The organism is Buttiauxella warmboldiae (genome assembly GCF_003818135.1).
In the GTDB taxonomy this organism is placed as follows: Bacteria; Pseudomonadota; Gammaproteobacteria; order Enterobacterales; family Enterobacteriaceae; genus Buttiauxella; species Buttiauxella warmboldiae.
Genome location: NZ_RPOH01000017.1, coordinates 1 through 18802 on the forward strand (window position 1 = coordinate 1; position 18802 = coordinate 18802).

General features: G+C 44.5%; 18 protein-coding genes and 1 pseudogene. 17 read left to right on the top strand and 2 right to left on the bottom strand.

The genetic code is table 11. The annotated features are described in order from the left end of the window. The 7 genes from EHN07_RS05105 to EHN07_RS05135 form a co-directional block, all read left to right on the top strand. On the top strand, positions 1-544 hold a 544-nt coding region (locus EHN07_RS05105; protein ID WP_124023113.1), incomplete at its 5' end, for an autotransporter domain-containing protein. Positions 545-918: 374 nt separating this feature from the next. Then, entirely contained in the window at positions 919-1836 is a 918-nt protein-coding gene (locus EHN07_RS05110) for a metal ABC transporter substrate-binding protein (protein ID WP_124023114.1), read from the top strand. After that, a complete protein-coding gene (locus EHN07_RS05115) occupies positions 1833-2654 on the top strand; it encodes a manganese/iron ABC transporter ATP-binding protein (protein ID WP_124023115.1) in 822 nt (273 codons plus the stop codon). Before EHN07_RS05110 ends, EHN07_RS05115 begins: the two co-directional genes overlap by 4 nt. Further along, entirely contained in the window at positions 2654-3508 is an 855-nt protein-coding gene (gene sitC / locus EHN07_RS05120) for an iron/manganese ABC transporter permease subunit SitC (protein ID WP_124023176.1), read from the top strand. The genes EHN07_RS05115 and sitC overlap by 1 nt, the downstream gene beginning before the upstream one ends. After that, positions 3508-4359 carry a metal ABC transporter permease gene (locus tag EHN07_RS05125; RefSeq protein WP_124023116.1) on the top strand — a complete coding sequence of 284 codons (852 nt, stop codon included), beginning with the start codon at positions 3508-3510 and terminating at the stop codon, positions 4357-4359. The genes sitC and EHN07_RS05125 overlap by 1 nt, the downstream gene beginning before the upstream one ends. Before the next feature lie 469 nt (positions 4360-4828). After that, positions 4829-6046, top strand: a complete 1218-nt coding sequence (locus EHN07_RS05130) for a dicarboxylate/amino acid:cation symporter (protein ID WP_279630483.1) — start codon at positions 4829-4831, stop codon at positions 6044-6046. Positions 6047-6112: 66 nt separating this feature from the next. Beyond that, positions 6113-8320: a beta-L-arabinofuranosidase domain-containing protein gene (locus tag EHN07_RS05135; protein ID WP_124023117.1), complete on the top strand. Its 2208-nt coding sequence runs from the start codon at positions 6113-6115 to the stop codon at positions 8318-8320. Between the two features lie 101 nt (positions 8321-8421). Here the strand turns inward: EHN07_RS05135 and EHN07_RS20765 are convergent, their stop codons facing one another. After that, entirely contained in the window at positions 8422-8544 is a 123-nt protein-coding gene (locus EHN07_RS20765; protein ID WP_279630482.1) for a hypothetical protein, read from the bottom strand. 535 nt (positions 8545-9079) lie between these two features. Between EHN07_RS20765 and EHN07_RS05140 the strand changes: the two genes are divergently transcribed. The 9 genes and pseudogenes from EHN07_RS05140 (at position 9080) to EHN07_RS05180 (ending at position 16769) form a co-directional block, all read left to right on the top strand. Next, positions 9080-10636, top strand: coding sequence for a BglG family transcription antiterminator (locus EHN07_RS05140; RefSeq protein WP_124023118.1), 1557 nt, complete (start codon positions 9080-9082; stop codon positions 10634-10636). Positions 10637-10659: 23 nt separating this feature from the next. After that, on the top strand, positions 10660-11130 hold the full coding sequence (locus EHN07_RS05145; protein ID WP_124023119.1) for a PTS sugar transporter subunit IIA: 471 nt from the start codon (positions 10660-10662) through the stop codon (positions 11128-11130). A gap of 21 nt (positions 11131-11151) precedes the next feature. Beyond that, on the top strand, positions 11152-11466 hold the full coding sequence (locus EHN07_RS05150) for a PTS fructose transporter subunit IIB (protein ID WP_124023120.1): 315 nt from the start codon (positions 11152-11154) through the stop codon (positions 11464-11466). 23 nt (positions 11467-11489) lie between these two features. Then, positions 11490-12581 (top strand): PTS fructose transporter subunit IIC, encoded by a 1092-nt coding sequence (locus EHN07_RS05155; RefSeq protein ID WP_124023121.1) that lies wholly within the window; start codon positions 11490-11492, stop codon positions 12579-12581. A gap of 11 nt (positions 12582-12592) precedes the next feature. Then, a complete protein-coding gene (locus EHN07_RS05160; RefSeq protein WP_124023122.1) occupies positions 12593-13444 on the top strand; it encodes a class II fructose-bisphosphate aldolase in 852 nt (283 codons plus the stop codon). A gap of 78 nt (positions 13445-13522) precedes the next feature. Further along, a complete protein-coding gene (locus EHN07_RS05165; protein ID WP_124023123.1) occupies positions 13523-14383 on the top strand; it encodes a ketose-bisphosphate aldolase in 861 nt (286 codons plus the stop codon). Between the two features lie 53 nt (positions 14384-14436). Further along, entirely contained in the window at positions 14437-15120 is a 684-nt protein-coding gene (locus EHN07_RS05170; RefSeq protein ID WP_124023124.1) for a D-lyxose/D-mannose family sugar isomerase, read from the top strand. Between the two features lie 5 nt (positions 15121-15125). Then, positions 15126-15287, top strand: a pseudogene (locus tag EHN07_RS20605) (Rpn family recombination-promoting nuclease/putative transposase); the annotation flags it as partial. An 876-nt stretch (positions 15288-16163) separates the two neighbouring features. Next, on the top strand, positions 16164-16769 hold the full coding sequence (locus EHN07_RS05180) for a helix-turn-helix domain-containing protein (protein WP_124023125.1): 606 nt from the start codon (positions 16164-16166) through the stop codon (positions 16767-16769). 108 nt (positions 16770-16877) lie between these two features. Here EHN07_RS05180 and EHN07_RS05185 read toward each other — a convergent pair whose 3' ends face one another. Then, a complete protein-coding gene (locus EHN07_RS05185) occupies positions 16878-17234 on the bottom strand; it encodes a hypothetical protein (RefSeq protein ID WP_244202354.1) in 357 nt (118 codons plus the stop codon). A gap of 359 nt (positions 17235-17593) precedes the next feature. Between EHN07_RS05185 and EHN07_RS05190 the strand changes: the two genes are divergently transcribed. Continuing rightward, the gene (locus tag EHN07_RS05190) at positions 17594-18328 is read left to right on the top strand and encodes a MipA/OmpV family protein (RefSeq protein WP_167467280.1); all 735 of its coding nucleotides are present in this window, start codon (positions 17594-17596) and stop codon (positions 18326-18328) included. Positions 18329-18802: the final 474 nt, after the last annotated feature.

The following is an 18802-nucleotide window of genomic DNA, read 5'->3' on the forward strand; positions in this document are numbered from 1 at the left end:
TGACTCGGTGCTGCAGGGGAGCTGGCTGAAAACGCGCAGCCAGTCAGATGACAATACGCAATTTAATACCAGAGGCTATGCACTGGCCACGTCGCTTGAAGGCGGGTATCCGTTGCTCAACCAGGGCGGCTGGAAGCTTGAGCCTCAGGTACGCGTGGTCTGGCAGTACCAGAAGCTCGGGAATACGGATGATGGGCTGACGAACATCCACTTTGAGGATTACCAGTCTCTGCAGGCGAGCGCGGGAATACGCTTAGCCAACAGCGGGATTATTGGCAGTAAAAAATACGCGCTGTGGCTCAATCCCCGCGTGGGCAGAGAGTTTATGGGCACCTCGCGTACCGATTTTGCGGCGGTTAATGGGGAAAGTAGCACGGTGGCGCTGACGACAAAAAACCGGGGCGAAACCGGGGCTATGGTCATCGGCGGAAGCATCGGCCTGAATCAGACGCTGTCGCTCTACACCTCAGCCAACTGGAGCCAGCGTTTTGACAATAATGAGCGCAGCCTGGACGCCAGCGTGGGGGTACGTGGAACCTGGTAACTTTAAGGGGAGGGAGGCCTGCTTTGCGAAAAGTGCCGTCCGGAAGCCTGTAGCGAGGCTCGCCTCCCCTGAGGACCTCAGTCAGTTCAATTATCTGTAAAAAATCAGCGTTGGGGTGGCTCTCAACGCTGAAATCATTCCCCACCTATGGATCGCTGGCGTTGCGTACGCCACGCGGTTTTTAGCCCTTCAATATCCGTAAATGCTGAATGTATTTACCCTCCCGCGCATGATTTAAACGCGGCCTTAGATACCCCCGGAAATATAAACCAAAAATAACAATGAGAAGTATTCCCACTTAGGTATAGCCTGTGCTATACCATATAGCACAGGCTATATTCGTTCTTTTTGTGAACAACTCTGAGGGCTCTACCATGCAATGGACGGGATTAAAAGTGGTGCTGTGTGGTCTGTTTATCACGGCGGTGACAGCAGCGAATGCTTATGCGGCAGAAAAATTTAAAGTCATCACCACCTTTACGGTGATTGCGGATATGGCAAAAAATGTGGCGGGAGAGGCGGCTGAAGTCACTTCCATCACTAAACCGGGGGCCGAAATTCACGACTACCAGCCGACGCCCGGCGATATTAAACGCGCCCAGGGGGCACAGCTGATTCTGGCAAACGGCATGAACCTGGAACTCTGGTTCCAGCGCTTTTATCAAAACCTGAACAATGTGCCGGAGGCCATCGTCACGGCAGGCATTAAACCGATGGGGATTACGGAGGGGCCGTACAATGGCAAACCCAACCCGCATGCCTGGATGTCACCCGATAACGCCTTGATTTACGTTGATAACATTCGTGATGCGCTGGTGAAATATGACCCGGCCAATGCGGAAATCTACCAGCGTAATGCACAAATTTATAAAGATAAGATCGTCAGCACGCTGGAGCCGTTACGTAAGCAAATTGCACAAATTCCCCAGGACAAACGCTGGATAGTTACCAGTGAAGGGGCATTTTCCTATCTGGCCCGGGACCTTGGCCTGAAAGAGCTCTATCTCTGGCCGATCAATGCCGACCAGCAGGGAACGCCGCAGCAGGTGCGGAAGGTTATTGATAAGGTTGTAGAAAATAAAATCCCGGCCGTCTTTAGCGAAAGCACGGTGTCTGATAAACCGGCGCGTCAGGTGGCTCGGGAAACCAGCACCCATTATGGTGGCGTGCTGTATGTCGACTCCCTTAGCGCCGAAAATGGCCCGGTACCAACCTATATCGACCTGTTGAATGTCACCACCAGCACTTTAGTGCAGGGGATAAAAGCAGGTATGCAGGAGCCAAAAAGATGACGATACCAGCCGGTATTGTGGTTAACGACGTGACGGTGACTTATCGCAACGGCCACACGGCGCTGCGTGATGCGACGTTTAGCGTGCCCGGAGGATCAATTGCGGCACTCGTTGGGGTCAATGGTTCCGGCAAATCAACGTTATTTAAAGCGATAATGGGGTTCGTGCGGCTGGCGTCAGGGGAGATTGCCATCCAGGGCGTTTCAACCAAACGAGCCCTTCAGCAAAACCTGGTGGCCTATGTTCCGCAGTCCGAAGAGGTAGACTGGTCATTCCCGGTACTGGTTGAAGATGTAGTGATGATGGGGTGCTATGGCCGGATGGGCTTCATGCGTATTGCCCGCGAACGCGATCGCCAGAGAGTGACCGAGGCGCTGGAACGCGTGGATATGGTCGAGTACCGCCATCGGCAGATTGGCGAGCTTTCCGGTGGCCAGAAAAAACGCGTTTTTCTGGCCCGCGCCATTGCTCAGCAAGGGCAGGTGATCCTGCTGGATGAGCCTTTTACCGGCGTGGATGTTAATACCGAAGCTAAGATTATTTCTCTGCTGCGGGAGCTGCGCGATGAAGGTAAAACGATGCTGGTTTCCACGCATAATCTCGGCTCGGTGAGCGAGTTTTGTGATTATACCGTCATCGTTAAAGGCACGGTGCTGGCCAGTGGGTTAACCGCAACGACCTTTACCGCAGAAAATCTTGAGCGGGCGTTTAGCGGGGTGCTTCGCCACGTGGTGATAAGCGGCGCCGGAGAGGTCATCACCGATGACGAACGGCCTTTTATTTCCTGTTCCAGCGCTCCCGCTAAGCAGGTGCCATGATGAGTCTATTGCTGGAGCCTTTTGGCTATCAATACATGCTCAACGCAATGTGGGTCTCTGCGATGGTCGGCGGGCTGTGCGCCTTTCTTTCCTGCTATCTGATGCTCAAAGGGTGGTCGTTGATTGGTGATGCGCTATCGCACTCCATTGTTCCGGGGGTTGCGGGGGCTTATATGCTGGGGCTGCCTTTTGCGTTGGGAGCCTTTCTTTCCGGTGGTCTGGCGGCTGGTTGCATGCTGTTTCTTAACCAGCGTAGCCGGCTGAAAGAGGATGCGATTATCGGGCTGATCTTCTCTTCTTTTTTCGGTTTAGGGCTATTTATGGTGTCGCTAAATCCAACCTCGGTAAATATTGAAACCATAGTGCTGGGCAATATTCTGGCGATTGCACCGGCTGATATTCTGCAGCTGGTGCTGATTGGTGCCGTTTCCATCGTTATCTTGCTGTGTAAGTGGAAAGATTTGCTGGTGACATTTTTTGATGAAAATCACGCCCGCGCGATTGGCCTGCGGCCGGAAAGATTAAAAGTTCTCTTCTTCACCTTGCTGGCGGTGTCGACGGTGGCCGCGCTGCAAACCGTAGGCGCGTTTCTTGTTATCTGCCTGGTGGTGACGCCGGGGGCGACGGCCTGGCTGCTAACCGACAGGTTTCCCCAGTTGCTGGTTATCGCGGTCGCTATCGGCAGTATTACCAGCTTTCTGGGAGCCTGGGCAAGCTACTATCTGAACGGCGCGACGGGTGGCATTATTGTTGTGGCGCAGACGTTGCTGTTTTTAATCGCTTTTGTCTTTGCACCTCAACATGGCCTGCTGGCAAACCGCCGCCGCGCCCGTCAGAAGCATGAGGCCTGGTGATGACTGCACTATTGCTTGAACCATTTCAGTTCGCTTTTATGAATAATGCGCTACTGATTTCTCTGATGGTTGCCGTTCCCTGCGCGCTTTTATCGGTCTTTCTGGTATTGAAAGGCTGGGCGTTAATGGGGGATGCCATGAGCCACGCCGTTTTTCCAGGCGTGGTGCTGGCCTGGATGCTGGGACTGCCGTTAGCCGCGGGGGCCTTTGTCGCCGGTCTATTTTGTGCGGTGGCTAGCGGATATCTACAAGATAATTCGCGCATAAAACAGGATACCGTTATGGGGATCGTCTTTTCCGGCATGTTTGCGGCCGGGCTGATTCTCTACGTCGCGGTAAAACCGGAGGTTCATCTCGATCACATTCTGTTTGGCGATATGCTGGGGATTAACAGCAGCGATATGATACAAACCGGGAGTATCGCCGCATTTATCGCGCTGATCGTTGGCCTGAAATGGCGGGATTTTTTGCTGTTCTGCTTCGATTACCAGCAGGCGAAAGTCAGCGGTTTACACACCCACTGGCTGCATTATGGCCTGCTGTGTATGGTGTCGCTCACTATTGTGGCAACCTTAAAAGCCGTAGGCATCATCCTGTCTATCTCACTGCTGATTGCCCCTGGGGCAATTGCCGTCCTGTTAACTAACCGTTTCCATATCGCACTCCTGCTGGCGGTGCTTATTTCCGTTTTGGTCTCCCTATCCGGGGTCTATCTTTCATTTTTCATCGACAGCGCTCCGGCTCCAACTATCGTCGTATTATTCGCTCTGGTTTTTGTATTGACCTTTATTCTGACCAGCGTGAAAGAAAAGAGAAAGGAGATGCTTAGGTTAACCATGAATGAGGATTGATAACAGGCTGACGGTTCTCCAGATGCTGTGATGTCTCGTCTTCACTGCCGTGAGAGGTGCTGTATTCCAACGCTGCTTATCCTGCCTGGTTATAATTTGTGTTCAACTTCATCCTGAGATAAATTTCAAAGCCAAAGAATATTTTATTTAGCTTAGGGATGTGAGCGCTTCATATTTAATACATGATCATTTTAACGGCATCATTAATTAATGCTTAGTTGATCCTTTATGCGAAAAATGAGAGGTGTTCGCAAATCACGCTTATAAGATAAAATTTGAAAAACTTCACACTTTATCTACAGTAGCAGTTTTCTCCTTATTATCAGGAATAATGTCCTCAAGCTATTGGCGCTTTAGATGTACTCTGGCCCATGATGATTCTGTAGCGAGTGATAATTATAAATTTACTTTTTAAGTTAGTAGGGGAAAACGTATGATTTCAATGCTTAAAAATTACAGGTTCTCAATTATGTTACTCTCAGGGGTGTTAATGGGTGCTGTAGTTGGCATTTATTTTGGCCCGCAGGCGAAAGTTTTACAACCTGTTGCAGATATTTTTCTCAATCTTATATTTTGTTTAATAGTACCAGTAGTATTCTTTTCTGTTGCGAGTTCCATTGCAAATATGGATGGTGTTGGGAAATTAAAAAAGATTTTGTTAATATTTCTGGCGGTTGTCATTGGGTCGGGACTAGTGACATGTATGCTTGCTTTGGGCACCATTAAATTAATTAATCCAACCGATGGTTTAAGCATAGACTTTGGTACTACTGCCGTAAATACTCAGGCTTCACTGAGCATTGTAACTATGTTAACAGTTTCAGATTTCTCTTTATTGTTATCTAAAAACAGTATGTTACCATTAATTATCTTCACCATTTTATTGGGAATTTCACTTAGCTTAATGGGTGAAAAAGCCAATCCAGTTAAAAATTACTTAAATGTGATGGTAGAAGCCTTCTCCAGGATGGTTGCTATTGTTATGTATCTCGCACCATTAGGTATTGCCTGTTATTTTGCTGTTTTAATCGGTGTTATCGGTAGCCAGGTGATTTCATCAGTGGCCCGCGTGACAATTATTTATATTATTTTCACACTTTTATTTTTTGTCATTACATCATCACTATATGCCTGGTGGGGCGGTGGTAATAAAGGTTTAAAAATTTACTGGAAGTATATCTGGTTACCAATGACGGCAGCCATGGGAACGTGTAGTAGTACTGCATGCATACCTGTTAACATGCAGGCCGCGCATAAAATGAATATTCCTAAATCAATATATGACATTGTCATTCCATTAGGTGGCAGCGTTCATAAAAATGGTGTTGTTGCTGTTCAAATAATGAAGGTTGCTTTTTTATTTGCTGTCTTTAACCGCCCATTTGGTATCGATGCAATTGGTATGGCAATTTTAGTTGCTATGATTAGTGGTATTATTGTAGGAACTATACCCAGTGGTGGGTTTATTGGGGAAGTATTAATTGCAACGGCATTCGGCTTTCCTCCGGAAGTCATCCCGGTAATTGTAATTATGGGTACAATTTCAGATTCATTTTGTACGATGCTTAATGTTACCTCTGATACAGCCATTTCAATGGTTATTGCTCGTATGGTAGAGGGTGAAGATTGGATCGACAGAACGGAGTCAGACATCTCTTTTCAAAAAATTGATGAAGTCAGAGTTTAAGTATTAACAATTATGAAGGGAAGCTAATTTTGTAATTACCATTACTTATTCATCTAAGGACTAATAATGACAAGTGACATTATTAATAAAATTCTGGAAGAGGACGTCTCTGATATTTTCCTGGGGAATTTATCTACAGTTGAATTTAATTTAATCTTGCCGTTGAAAGGCAAGCGAGGTAGTGATTTCTCCTGGAAATCAGGAGAAATTCTGTTTATTAGTGATAAGGGTGAGGTAACAAGACCAACTAAAGGTGTTGGCAATCGTGAAGTAGAATTAGTCGTTACCGCCACCAAAGATGAGTATAGTTTGAAGAAAACCTTTGTTGTTACGGTGCTGGAAGAACAACCTAAACAAAAAATAATTAGATGTATTGATCCTCAAATAGTTTTGGAGCCTAATCGTTTGGTTTTGACTGATTATTGCGTTGTTGAGTTGGATGATGGTTCATTTACCACTTCACGTGTTATATGGGAAAAACCAATAAATAAGTCCCTCGGCTATCAAAAAATCAATGGGCAATTAGAAGATAGCGCATTAAAAGTTACCGCGTACATAAAAATAATGGATTCTGCAGGCTACAAAATTAAACCAGAAAAACTTCAGGCTCATGCAGTTTCTCTTCTGCCAGGCTCTCTATGGTGGGATGCCAGTAATCGTATGTTAGAACATTTAAAAACAGTCAATATGGACATGCTTCTTTTTAATTTTCGTGAGGTAGCAGGTTTAGATACTAAAGGTGCAATTCCAATGACTGGTTGGGATGCACCTGAGTGCAAACTCAAAGGTCATACTACAGGCCATTATTTATCAGCGTTTTCATTAGCATATTATGCGGCTAAGGATAGAGAACTTAAATCCAGAGTTGATTATTTAGTCGGTGAGCTAAATGGATGCCAGGTTGCATTAGAGAAAATGGGGTTTTCAAAAGGTTTTTTGAGTGCGTATGATGAAAAACAATTTGACCTTTTAGAAGAGATGGTAACCTACCCAAACATATGGGCACCCTATTATACACTTGACAAAATACTAACAGGGTTGATGGATTGTTATCAGTTTGCTGACATCAAAATTGCTCTTGACATGGCTTGTGGTATAGGTGATTGGATATACAATCGCTTGTCAAAATTGGATCGTAAACAACTCAGTGAAATGTGGTCGATTTATATTGCTGGTGAATTTGGCTGTCTAATTTCCGGTTTGGTAAGATTATCCAGAATTTCTGGGCAATATAAATATTTAGATACCGCTTTTCTTTTTGAAAACCATAAGCTTTATACTCCCATGTTGATGGGGCTTGATTCTTTAAATGGAATGCATGCAAATCAACATATCCCGCAAATAATTGGTGCAATCTATTTTTATGAAGAAACGGGTGAGAAGAAATATCTTACTATAGCCAGGAACTTCTGGAAAATTGTTGCCGAACATCATAGTTATGTTATTGGTGGTATAGGTGAAACAGAGATGTTCAAAGGAAGTGATGAAATAGGGTCTTATCTTACCACTAAGACGGCAGAAAGTTGTGCAAGTTACAATATGCTCAAACTGACTAAGAGACTCTATGATCTGTCTGAGGATGCTGAATATATGGATTATTATGAAAATACTTTCCATAACCACCTGTTATCTGCAACTAGCCATGGGTGTGATGGAGGAACGACATATTTTATGCCGTTGTCTCCAGGCGCCATTAAAAAATTTGATACTATAGCTAATACTTGTTGTCATGGCACAGGTCTGGAAACCCTTTTCCGCTTTCAGAAAGATATCTATAGCCAAAAAAACAGCAATATTTATGTGAATCTTTTCTACCCATCATTGTTGAAACTTGAAAACCCGAATGCACAAATAAGGCAATCTGTTTCAGATGATTGTTTTTTATGGCATATTGAAACAGAGTTGAGTCTTACCTTGTTCATCCGGAATGCCCATTGGTTCGATATCATTAGGTTAAAAATTGACTCGGCTGAAATAGATGAGGATTTTTATCAACAATATATTAAGGTGAGTTGCCCACCTGGAACGCATATAATAGAATTACATTATAACCCATTGGTAAGGGTTCATCATTGTAAGGATGTGCAAAATTATATTGCTATCTCCCATGGAAGAGATGTCATGGTAATGAGGTCGGACAGGGGTGTAATGCATAATTTAAATTATGCTGACATACCGTCTTCAATTGAAGATTTTAAATCAAAGGGGTTTGCTCCATTAAATAAAATATCAGATGAAGCCTATCATGTGTATTTTCGCGTTGGTGATTCATGATGTTTTTTGTGTAATAGGATAGTGCAATTCATCCATCTTTGCGGGATGGCTGCTGATTCCATTATTTCAGGCGATAGCCGAATATCATGGTATCCAGGAACTCACTCATCGCTTTTATCTGCCGCAGCTTTTTTCAATGCGGAAGTGTGTTCCTGCCATCGGGCCACTATCGCTAATTCACCATGATTAAAATTTGAGTTGAGCATAATGTTCAGTTCTTGCATGGGGTATAGTGCCTGCAAATTCCCTATTTTTGTTAGCTGAAGAGGTATGATTCTGGCATTTTTTCATCATTTCCGTGAACCACAAGGCCTGCTGCTTGCCTACAGTTGGTCACTTTTTATCATTTGGCGATTGCTCAGCTTGCACCATTTGGGCTGAATTCCCTTTAAGTATTCTACTATTTTTTTGCAGGCTATTTAGCCTGTAAGGTTATATGATCTACTAATTGAAATTAGCATTTATGGTTATCTTTTTAACACTGAACACAGCGGAGTCGGATAAAAATATGAGGGTATAATAACGGTGATTTATTTACATTTGAGATCCCTGTCACGCATATTTACCATAAAGATGTGATCTCCGCTTAAACTAACTTCATACTATCTTCCCTTTCTTTTTTTGTCCAGAATTCCGGACTTAATTTAGTATTGTGATTGAATGAATGAAATTTTATGCTACTGAGCAATGAATATCTTTGGAAGTGACATCGTAAAAATATTTTATGGAGTTAATCTGGCATGTAATAAGGGTAAAAAAATGCAAGCAATTACCTCTCGACAAAACAGATTATTAAAATTTCTCCTGCAACACAGAGAATATGTCACGCTGCTAAAAATTGCGCAATTTCTTAATGTGTCAGAAAAGACCATTCAGCGCGATCTCCGTGAACTGGAACAATGGCTTGCCGATCGAAAAATTACCATTAATAAAAGGTCAGGTGCAGGTGTGATGTTATTAGCCGAAAACGTTACAGATTTTTTACAGCTGGATCTGTCGATGGGTGGGGAGGGCTATGATGTCGATGTGATGTTAAATAATTCCCGGCGGGTAAAAATTGCCTCTCAACTACTGAATGAAACGCCACATGAGACATCCATCAGTAAGCTTTCAGAACGTTATTTTATCAGCAATGCTTCCATCGTAAACGATTTAAAAATTATTGAATCATGGATCGCACCGTTGGGATTATCACTTATTCGTAGCCAAAGCGGGACACATATTGAGGGGAGTGAAAATAACGTCCGCCAGGCAATAGCCTCTCTGATTAATGGTATTATTAATCATAATGAGATGGGAGCGATTATCCATTCGCGGCTTGACCCCGGTAGCTATAAGGCGCTGGTGCATTATTTTGATGAAGAGGATGTGTTATTCGTCCAGAGATTGTTACAGGATATGGAAAAGAAGCTCTGTTGGTCGATGGGCGAACCCTATTACGTGAATATATTTACCCATATCCTGATTATGATGTACCGCATCACGCGGGGTAATCTGCTTCCTAAAAAAGAAGAAAGCCCTTCGTCATGTGATGAAAAAGTGTTTAATGTTGCCCAGGGGATGCTGCAATGTATAGAGAGATATATTGCTCATCCGTTACCTGAAGATGAAGTCTGGTTTATCTATCAGTATATTATTTCCTCCGGCGCAGTGGTTGAGGAACGAGGTGATATCCGCAACCTCAGTAATATGCATTCCAGCGATGAGGCGCGGCTAATTACCAAACAACTCATTGCAACTTTTTCCGTGATGGTAGGTAATGATTTAAGCGATGACTTCGCGCTGTATGATGGTTTGCTGATCCATATAAAACCGTTAATTAACCGGCTGCACTACCATATTTTTATCCGTAACCCGCTGCTGCAAGATATTAAATCTGAGCTACCAGATGTCTGGAAACTAACGCAATGTGCGGTTAATCAGGTGTTTAGCGGTAGGGGCGATGCGGCAGTGTCGGAAGATGAAATCGGCTATTTGACCGTGCATTTTCAGGCGGCAATGGAGCGGCAGATTGCGCATAAACGTGTTCTTCTGGTGTGTTCGACCGGTATCGGGACGTCGCATCTGCTTAAAAGTCGTATCCTGCGTGCTTTCCCGGACTGGACTATTATCGGGGTAGTTTCAATCAATGGATTGCAGGCGTTTCATGCTAAAGAAGAAATTGACCTGGCGATCTCCACCATCAATTTACCCGCGACCGATCTACCAGTGGTGTACGTGAGCGCTTTTTTTAATGATGCCGATATTAAACGCGTTACTGAAACTGTTATTAGCGAAAAATTATATCATGCGACAAGAGTTGTCGTCGGAAGTTAATTTCATCTCCATGAGGTAGGGTTATGGATATAAGTGAAATTCTGAATGAAAATCGTGTTCTTTTAGAGATGAAGGCGAAAAATAAAAGGGAGGCGATAGAAGAATTAACCGACCTCTTACAGCGAGATGGCCTTATTATTTGCCGTGATACATTTATTCGGGATGTCTGGCAGCGCGAAGCGCAGGGATCTACCGGTTTTGAAAACCATATTGCCATCCCACATGGTAAGTCCTCCGCAGTAGTTAACACCACGCTAGCTATTGGCCGCACGCGGCATGACATTCCCTGGGAAACGCTGGATGGCAGTGGCGTGCGCTGTATTATCCTGTTTGCTGTACGCCTCGAAGATCAAAATACAACGCATATTCGCTTATTGTCGCAGGTCGCTAGTGCGCTTGCGGATGACAAAATTATTAATCTGTTGCTCGAAGAGAAAAGTCCTCAGCGAATTATCGATCTTTTTAGCCAATACGCTGAATCGGATGCTTGCTAATTATTTTAACGGGAGCATACCATGAATATTGTTTGTGTTGCCGCCTGTACTGCGGGCATCGCGCATACTTATATTGCCCGTGAAAAACTTATCAAAGGTGCAAGAGCGTTGGGCCATAATATTCAAGTGGAAACGCAGGGAACCATTGACACGGAAAATGAATTACTCGCGGAGGATATTTCTGCTGCGGATGTTGTGATTCTGGCTACGGATGTGAAAATAAAAGGAGAGGAAAGATTCAAAAATAAAAGGATTGTGCGTGTTAAAACAGCAGTTGTTATTAAATCACCCGTTCAATTTCTTGAAAAGGTCGAAAAGTCAATTACCAATACATGATCCTTATTCTGGAGGGAACTCACATGAGTGAATATAAAATCCCGATATCGCAGGAAATTAAAAAACATCTTCTAACCGGCATTTCCTGGATGATCCCGTTGATTGTTGCGGCGGGTATATGTATTGCCCTCGGTCAGATATTAGGTGGCACCAATGTTGGTGAGAAGAGTGGGTCTATTCCATGGATGCTGAATCACATCGGCGGCTGGGGGATGGGGCTCATCGTTCCGCTGATCAGCGCCGCTATTGCCTATTCTATCGCTGACCGGCCAGGGTTCGCCCCCGGGCTGATTGTCGGATTTGTGTGCGGTGAAATTCATACCGGCTTTATCGGGGGGATGCTTGGCGGGTTTTTAGTAGGTTATACCGTGCTATTGCTAAAACGTTATATCCGGTTACCGCAGTCGATGCAGGGGCTGATGCCGATAATGGTACTCCCGGTGCTGAGTACCATTATCGGGGGGCTATTAATGATGACGCTCATTGGTAAGCCGATTGCCTGGCTGCAGGACGCGCTGATTCATATGCTGCAATCCATGCAAGGAGGATCGCGTTTTCTGATGGGCGCAATCCTCGGGGCGATGGCGACGTTTGATTTCGGTGGCCCGGTGAATAAAACCATGTCGCTGTTTGCCGATGGTCTGCTCGTCAGCGGAGTGTATGGACCGGAGGCCGTCAAGTTTGTTGGCTCTATCATCCCACCGTTTGGCATCACGCTGTCGTTTCTGTTGACCCGCCATAAATATACTCGTGCCGAGCGTGAGGCGCTGAAAGCCGCCTTCCCAATGGGGATTTGCATGATTACGGAAGGTGTCATCCCCATTGCCGCCCGCGATTTACTGCGGGTTGTCGGTTCTTGCGTAGTAGCCTCGGCGGTGGCGGGCGGGTTGATCATGGTATGGGGCGTGGAAAGCCCGGTACCGCATGGCGGTATGTTCGTCGTGCCGCTGTTTACCCATCCGCTGTTGTTCTGCCTGGCGCTGGGTATCGGCACGGTGATATGCGGCGTTATGCTGTCGCTGTGGAAGAAACCGGTGACGGGGCTGGATGAGGAGTTCGACGAGTTAAGCGCTGTGAAAGTGAAAGATGAAGAGATCACCTTTACCCTGGAATAATCGGAGGCCGTATGTTTGCCGATATGAAAAGCATGGTGACGAAAGCCTGGCGTGAGCGCTATGCACTGTTGGCGATTAACTGTATCAATCTGGAGAGCGCCCGGGCGGCGATCCATGCGGCGGAAACCCACAGCGCACCCATTATCCTCAATCTCTATCAGGGGCATCTTTCTCACTTTCCGGCCAGCGTTGCTATATCGGTGGTGAAAGCGCTGGCGGACGATGCTGCGGTACCGGTGGTGCTGAGTCTGGATCATGGAAAAGAACCTGCGTTGATATATCAAGCGTTTCGTGCGGGTTTTAACGGATTGATGATTGATGCTTCGGCATTCCCGCTGGCGGAAAATATCCGTCAGACCCGTGCGGTGGTTGAACTTGCCGCCAGCGCACGGGTTTGCGTTGAAGGCGAACTCGGCCATCTGGCGGAGGCCTCACGCTACGATCGCGCCACCAATGTCGATTTGATGACGCAGCCCGGCGATGTGGAACCTTTTATCCGTCAGACGGGGATCGATCTGCTGGCGGTCTCCGTCGGCACCGCGCACGGAATTTATGCGCCAGATGTGACGCCGGATATAGATTTTGATCGGCTGGCTGAGATCGCCAGTCTGTCGAGCGTTCCTCTGGCGCTTCACGGCGGTAGCGGCACCCCGTTCGATCAACTCGAACGTTGTCCGGCGTTGGGCGTGGCGAAAGTTAACGTCGGCGCGGCGATCTTCGAAGCGGGAAAAGCCGCATTGTTACACGTGCTGTGCCATGACGGTGGCGCTGAGCTGGCCGACGTGATGGCCGCCATGGAGCGAGCCAGTGAAGAGGCTATCACCCCTTACCTCCTTGCATCCGGATCGGCTGGCAAAGCCTGACCTTATTCCTGTAACGCCTTTATGTCAGCGGCCGACGCTCTGGCAGGGCTTACCACACTCTGAAACTGGAGAATAATAATGTTAGTTTCGATGAAAGAACTGCTGAAACCCGCCCGCCAGCACGGCTTTGCCATTGGCGCATTCAACGTGGCGGATAGCTGCTTTGTACGCGCTGTGGTTGAAGAAGCTGAAGCAACCAATACCCCGGCGATAATCGCCATTCATCCCAGTGAACATGACTTTCTCGGTGACAGCTTTTTTGCCTATGTTCGTGAAATCACTCTTCGTAGTCCGGTCCCGTTCACGCTGCACCTCGATCACGGCGCGTCAGTAGAACAGGTGCTGCGCGCTATTCAGTGTGGCTTCACGTCGGTGATGATTGACGGCTCACTGCTCCCCTACGAAGAGAACGTAGCGTTGACCCATGAGGTAGTCAAACTGGCGCATGCCGTTGGCGTATCCGTGGAGGGAGAGCTGGGAACCATTGGGCAAACAGGCACGTCCGTGGAAGGTGGCGTTTCTGAAGTAACCTATACCGATTCGGTGCAGGCAGAGGATTTTGTCGCCCGGACCGGCGTCGATACGCTGGCGGTGGCGATTGGTACTGCCCACGGGATCTACCCGGAAGGAATGCAGCCTAAACTCCAGATGCACATCCTCCGTGACATCGCCGATCGCTTGTCTATCCCCCTGGTGCTGCACGGTGGTTCAGCAAATCCGGACGCCGAAATTGCTGAGTCGGTAACCCTGGGCGTCGGCAAAATCAATATCTCCAGCGATATGAAATACGCCTATTTCCAGAAAGTGCGTGAAATCCTGGGCAAAGAGACGTGGTGGGATCCGAATGTGATTTATCCAGAGCCGATTAACGCTGCGCGTGAGGTTATTCGCTACAAAATGAAATTATTTGGTTCAACCGGGAGAGGGGCTCTCTATTAATTCCTGCGGGGCGGCTTTGTCCGCCTCAAATCGCACTCACACAGGAGGCCAACATGAAGCGTTCATCAATTAATTATGCGATAGATAAGGCGCTCGCTGTTTCGGAAAGCTTTCGGCTGTGTTTACCTGATTTTGCTTATTTTACCGCGGCGATATGGCGGCAAAAGCCGCTCGATGAGTGGCAGGAAGTGCTGGATTTACAGCTTGGTTGGGATATTACCGATTTTGGCGGCGGGAATTTTGCAGATACTGGATTAACGTTACTGACCTTACGTAATGGAGCGCTGCATAATGCGCAATATCCCAAACCCTACGCTGAAAAAATGCTGCAAATTCAGCAGGAGCAGCATACGCCATGGCATTTTCATAACTATAAAATGGAAGATATTATCAACCGGGGAGGCGGCGATTTATGTATGCAACTGGCGTGGTCCACAGAAGATAAGCAGCTGGATCATCACAGAGCCATCGAGATTACCGTGGATGGACGACGTCGCAGTATCCGGCCTACAGAAATACTGGTGCTAAAGCCGGGACAGGGCATTTGTCTTCCCCGGAGGCTTTACCATCGCTTTTGGGCGGAAAAATCTTTTGTGCTCGGCTGGGAAATTTCGATGGTTAATGACGACTGGCAGGATAATCACTTTCTTGAAGCAGGCGAACGCTATTCCATAGTGGTAGAAAACGAGCCGATAAAGTGGCTGTTGTGCAATGAATATCAGCGTTTAGCTATTTGAATAATGGCCTGCGCCAGTATTTCAGCGATGTGCTCTACAGCCTGAAAACCACGGACGGCGATGACGGGTACGTCCACGTGTTCATCGAACACCAGTCAAGCCCGGATAAGCACATGGCTTTCAGACTCATCAGATACGCCGTGGCCGCGATGCAGCGTCAAGGCGAGCATGAGGCGACGCTCAAAATTGCCCGCACCATGCTGCTGAACGGTCTGGACCACAAAACAGTCATGAAAATGACCGGTCTTACCAAAGACGACCTTGAGCAAATTCTGCACTGAACATCCGCTTACTGCGATTTTGAGTCTCCCTACTGGAAGAAGCGTTGTTTTAGTTTGATTAAAATTGCTGGCGACGTCACAGTGGTCGTGGTGGTTTCCGACCGTAGACGTTTGCACACCAGACCCCAGCCCCTCGATTAAAAGCATGCCCACATTACGCAGGTAGAGGATCAATAAGTCTAATATCCTAACCCCACCTCTTAGCACAAATTCATAATGTCATTTATGAAAACGAGTCGGTGTGCTACGGGGATTGAGTCCCGACCTTGAGCTTGAGCATGATATGAAAATTATTTTATTCAACAGATTAGATGTGTTTTAAAACAAACTTCTTAAGTTAAATACAAAAATAAATGCTTGAAAAGAATTTAAAATGCATAATTTTATTTACATTAATGAGTAATTGTACTTATAAGGCTGAATATTCCTCTGTATGGTTGGTTGGTATAAATCATATTATATTCAATAAGTTGCGTTGGTTGTGAGGTAGGGCGTTGTACGTAAAGATAAACTTTAACTAAACGTAAACGCCAATGTTTACTAAAGGGGTTGCAAATGAGTAAAAAAATGTTATTAATTGGAAACAGACAGCGTTGAATTACACATTTGAATCACGTAGGTTGGAAATATAATAGTATTACTCTACAAGTTCATATCAATACTATGATGGCTATGTGCCGTATATCGGGTTGCCCTTGTGGATTTCGCTGCCTTTAGTAGATTGATTTTTTATTTTTATAATTGTTTTCTGGGAGGTTAAGGATGAATAAACCGGAAGTCGAAGTTAATGCTTTGATTGATGTTTTAGGAAGCAAAAAAGATTTTATAACTCATCGATTTTCTAAAGGGACGGTATATTATCTGAATAGTTCAGATTCCATTGTGATATTACATGAAGGTAATGTTTCATATTATAATGAAAATGGGAATCTTTTTTTATTTTCCGTGCAGGCCCCTTTTGTTATTGGCCTGACAAAATTGGCAAAGCTGAAAGAAAATTATTATATAAAATGTGAAACAGATGTTCGGGTTTCATTTTTAGCCAGTGATTTGGCATACAAGATTATTCATGAAGAAAATATGTGGCAAAACGTATTGATGATCGTTTGTTATATAATGCATATCAATGAAACAATGATTACTAGCGGCGCAAATGCTTATGAAATAATAAAAAAATCGCTCACTGAAATATGGAGTCTTCCTGAGCAAGAGCGGGGGGTAACATCAATATATGATTTTACTATGAAAAAATATCCAATATCCAGGAGTTCAATTTCCAAAATACTTAAAAATTTAAACGAAGGCTTATATATAAAATCAACGAGAGGGGTGCTTATTGAATTAAATAAATTGCCTGATAAATATTAGTTTTTTTAAAAAAGGGGGGTGCCATATAAATATGGCAAGCTCACCCTATAAGTTCAGTTTCCTCAAACTATATTAGTTCATCTTATGAAGCTGAAAATCTTAACTCCTCTAATTAATTATTATCTGCGTCCATCCTCGCGCCATCATACAGTCAGTAATTAATACTTCTCTGGCATTTTCATTGGCATCGCTAATATCATAGTTAGTGGATTGCTCGTAATTAATACGTTTCTTTTTTTTATCTTTTTCATCCGCACTACCATAAACAGAATCGCTATGTACCATATTATCTGGGGGGAGTTCGCGTAATGATTTTGCCTGGCAGGAAACGTATTCTTTTCTCATACTGCTATCCGATTCTCCAGGCTTAACCCATTTATACTGGGTGCAGGCGGCTAATAGGATAGTCATTATTGATACGCTACTTAAAGAATATATATGTTTATAACGTTGTTTTTTATTCATTTTCAGTATCTCATATGGCTGCGATAATAAGTGATGTAGTTTATGATAATACAAAAGAATTTCCAATAAAATAAAAAGTGCAGGCTGCATATATGTTGTTGATGCTATGTATACACTTGCTTTGATTAAGCGGCTCTTATAAGTAATTAGTGTTTTAGTGGGGCGTTAGAATACTCATTTAAAGGCGTAGTATTACATGGGTTATCTGTTGTTAATTGTTTTCTTCAATGTTAGAAATTAAAAGAAACAGGCGTAGTGCTTTTCATATAAGTTATTTTTCGCCGGTTTTTTAGTCTGGAAACTAAATTTAATTTAAACGAAATGTACTTTAATATTGCATTGTATGGAAGGAGATGACATTGAAGAATATAATCTTATGTTTGATTTTTTTTGCTGCTTTTAATAGCATAGCGGCCCCATTGACTGTAGGTGCTGGAGTAGCCGTATCCTCATCGCCGTATAAATACAAAGATAAAACCACCTATGATCCCTTACCATTGTTAAGTTATTATGGTGATGATTTCTACATTGATGGGCCAGAATTTGGATTAAACCTTTTTAAAAATGAGCAACAACAGCTTACATTAATAGCTAGTTATGACTTACATCATTTTGATCCAAAGTATGCTATTGATTCACTTAAAAAAGTTAGCAAGCGTAATGCTACATTATTTTCTGGGGTAGGTTATACCTTATATACATCGGTAGGGGATTTTACCACCACAGTACTTCAGGATACTCTTGGAAAAAGTAAAGGCATGAAGATTAATGCCGAATGGTCAACGATGACTGATTTTAATCAGTGGTCGTTGGGTTATGTTGCCGGTGTCGAATGGAACAGTAAAAAACAGAACCGCTATTATTATGGTATCGACAAAAATGAGTCGCTGAAATCCGGAGTTGTCATGTATGAGCCAAAGTCTAGCTTAACACCATATACCGGCTTTACGGTAGCTTATGCATTTAATCCTGAATGGGTGGCTATATTGTTTGCTAATGCATATTTTACCCCAGAAGAACAGAAGAAAAGTCCATTATCTTCTGGTAAAAGCGTTGCCTATACTAGTGGTATAGCGGTAAGTTATAGTTTCTGACCCGGGAAGTAGCCTATGATAGCATTCTCTGAGTACAGTTCAGTTAGCCGCAAACAATAATACTATAGCCGTTTTATTCCTTGCTAAACGTCTATGTTAAATTAATTGCAGAAGTATATATAAACTCTTATTAGCTAAATCGCCAACGCTGTTCACTTGATTTTTGAGTGAGCGGCGTTAGTTTTTTTGAATCAGCATTCCTGCCTCATATATTTAAACTAAGGTAGAAGCTGTTAGTTGAGTGAAAAATGTGATGCGGTATAGGTTAATAATGAATTTTAATCGTTACCACTTAATAATGCCTGTCTACGGTTAATATATATCAGCAGGTATCAGAGAGAGGTAGACCAAAAATATCTTGATACAATCCCGCCAGATATGTACTTGCTCAATGGAGCTTACTTCATTTCGATGCCTGCTCGCAAGAGTTGCTGACCTGATAGTCTATATCACGCTTAAATATTTCGTTAGAGT

Bases quoted from the DNA above. Each gene is read 5' to 3' on its own strand.
- EHN07_RS05110 (WP_124023114.1), top strand. From the start codon at position 919: ATGCAATGGACGGGATTAAAAGTGGTGCTGTGTGGTCTGTTTATCACG.
- EHN07_RS05115 (WP_124023115.1), top strand. From the start codon at position 1,833: ATGACGATACCAGCCGGTATTGTGGTTAACGACGTGACGGTGACTTAT.
- sitC (WP_124023176.1), top strand. From the start codon at position 2,654: ATGAGTCTATTGCTGGAGCCTTTTGGCTATCAATACATGCTCAACGCA.
- EHN07_RS05125 (WP_124023116.1), top strand. From the start codon at position 3,508: ATGACTGCACTATTGCTTGAACCATTTCAGTTCGCTTTTATGAATAAT.
- EHN07_RS05130 (WP_279630483.1), top strand. From the start codon at position 4,829: ATGTTACTCTCAGGGGTGTTAATGGGTGCTGTAGTTGGCATTTATTTT.
- EHN07_RS05135 (WP_124023117.1), top strand. From the start codon at position 6,113: ATGACAAGTGACATTATTAATAAAATTCTGGAAGAGGACGTCTCTGAT.
- EHN07_RS20765 (WP_279630482.1), bottom strand. From the start codon at position 8,544: ATGCAAGAACTGAACATTATGCTCAACTCAAATTTTAATCATGGTGAA.
- EHN07_RS05140 (WP_124023118.1), top strand. From the start codon at position 9,080: ATGCAAGCAATTACCTCTCGACAAAACAGATTATTAAAATTTCTCCTG.
- EHN07_RS05145 (WP_124023119.1), top strand. From the start codon at position 10,660: ATGGATATAAGTGAAATTCTGAATGAAAATCGTGTTCTTTTAGAGATG.
- EHN07_RS05150 (WP_124023120.1), top strand. From the start codon at position 11,152: ATGAATATTGTTTGTGTTGCCGCCTGTACTGCGGGCATCGCGCATACT.
- EHN07_RS05155 (WP_124023121.1), top strand. From the start codon at position 11,490: ATGAGTGAATATAAAATCCCGATATCGCAGGAAATTAAAAAACATCTT.
- EHN07_RS05160 (WP_124023122.1), top strand. From the start codon at position 12,593: ATGTTTGCCGATATGAAAAGCATGGTGACGAAAGCCTGGCGTGAGCGC.
- EHN07_RS05165 (WP_124023123.1), top strand. From the start codon at position 13,523: ATGTTAGTTTCGATGAAAGAACTGCTGAAACCCGCCCGCCAGCACGGC.
- EHN07_RS05170 (WP_124023124.1), top strand. From the start codon at position 14,437: ATGAAGCGTTCATCAATTAATTATGCGATAGATAAGGCGCTCGCTGTT.
- EHN07_RS05180 (WP_124023125.1), top strand. From the start codon at position 16,164: ATGAATAAACCGGAAGTCGAAGTTAATGCTTTGATTGATGTTTTAGGA.
- EHN07_RS05185 (WP_244202354.1), bottom strand. From the start codon at position 17,234: ATGAATAAAAAACAACGTTATAAACATATATATTCTTTAAGTAGCGTA.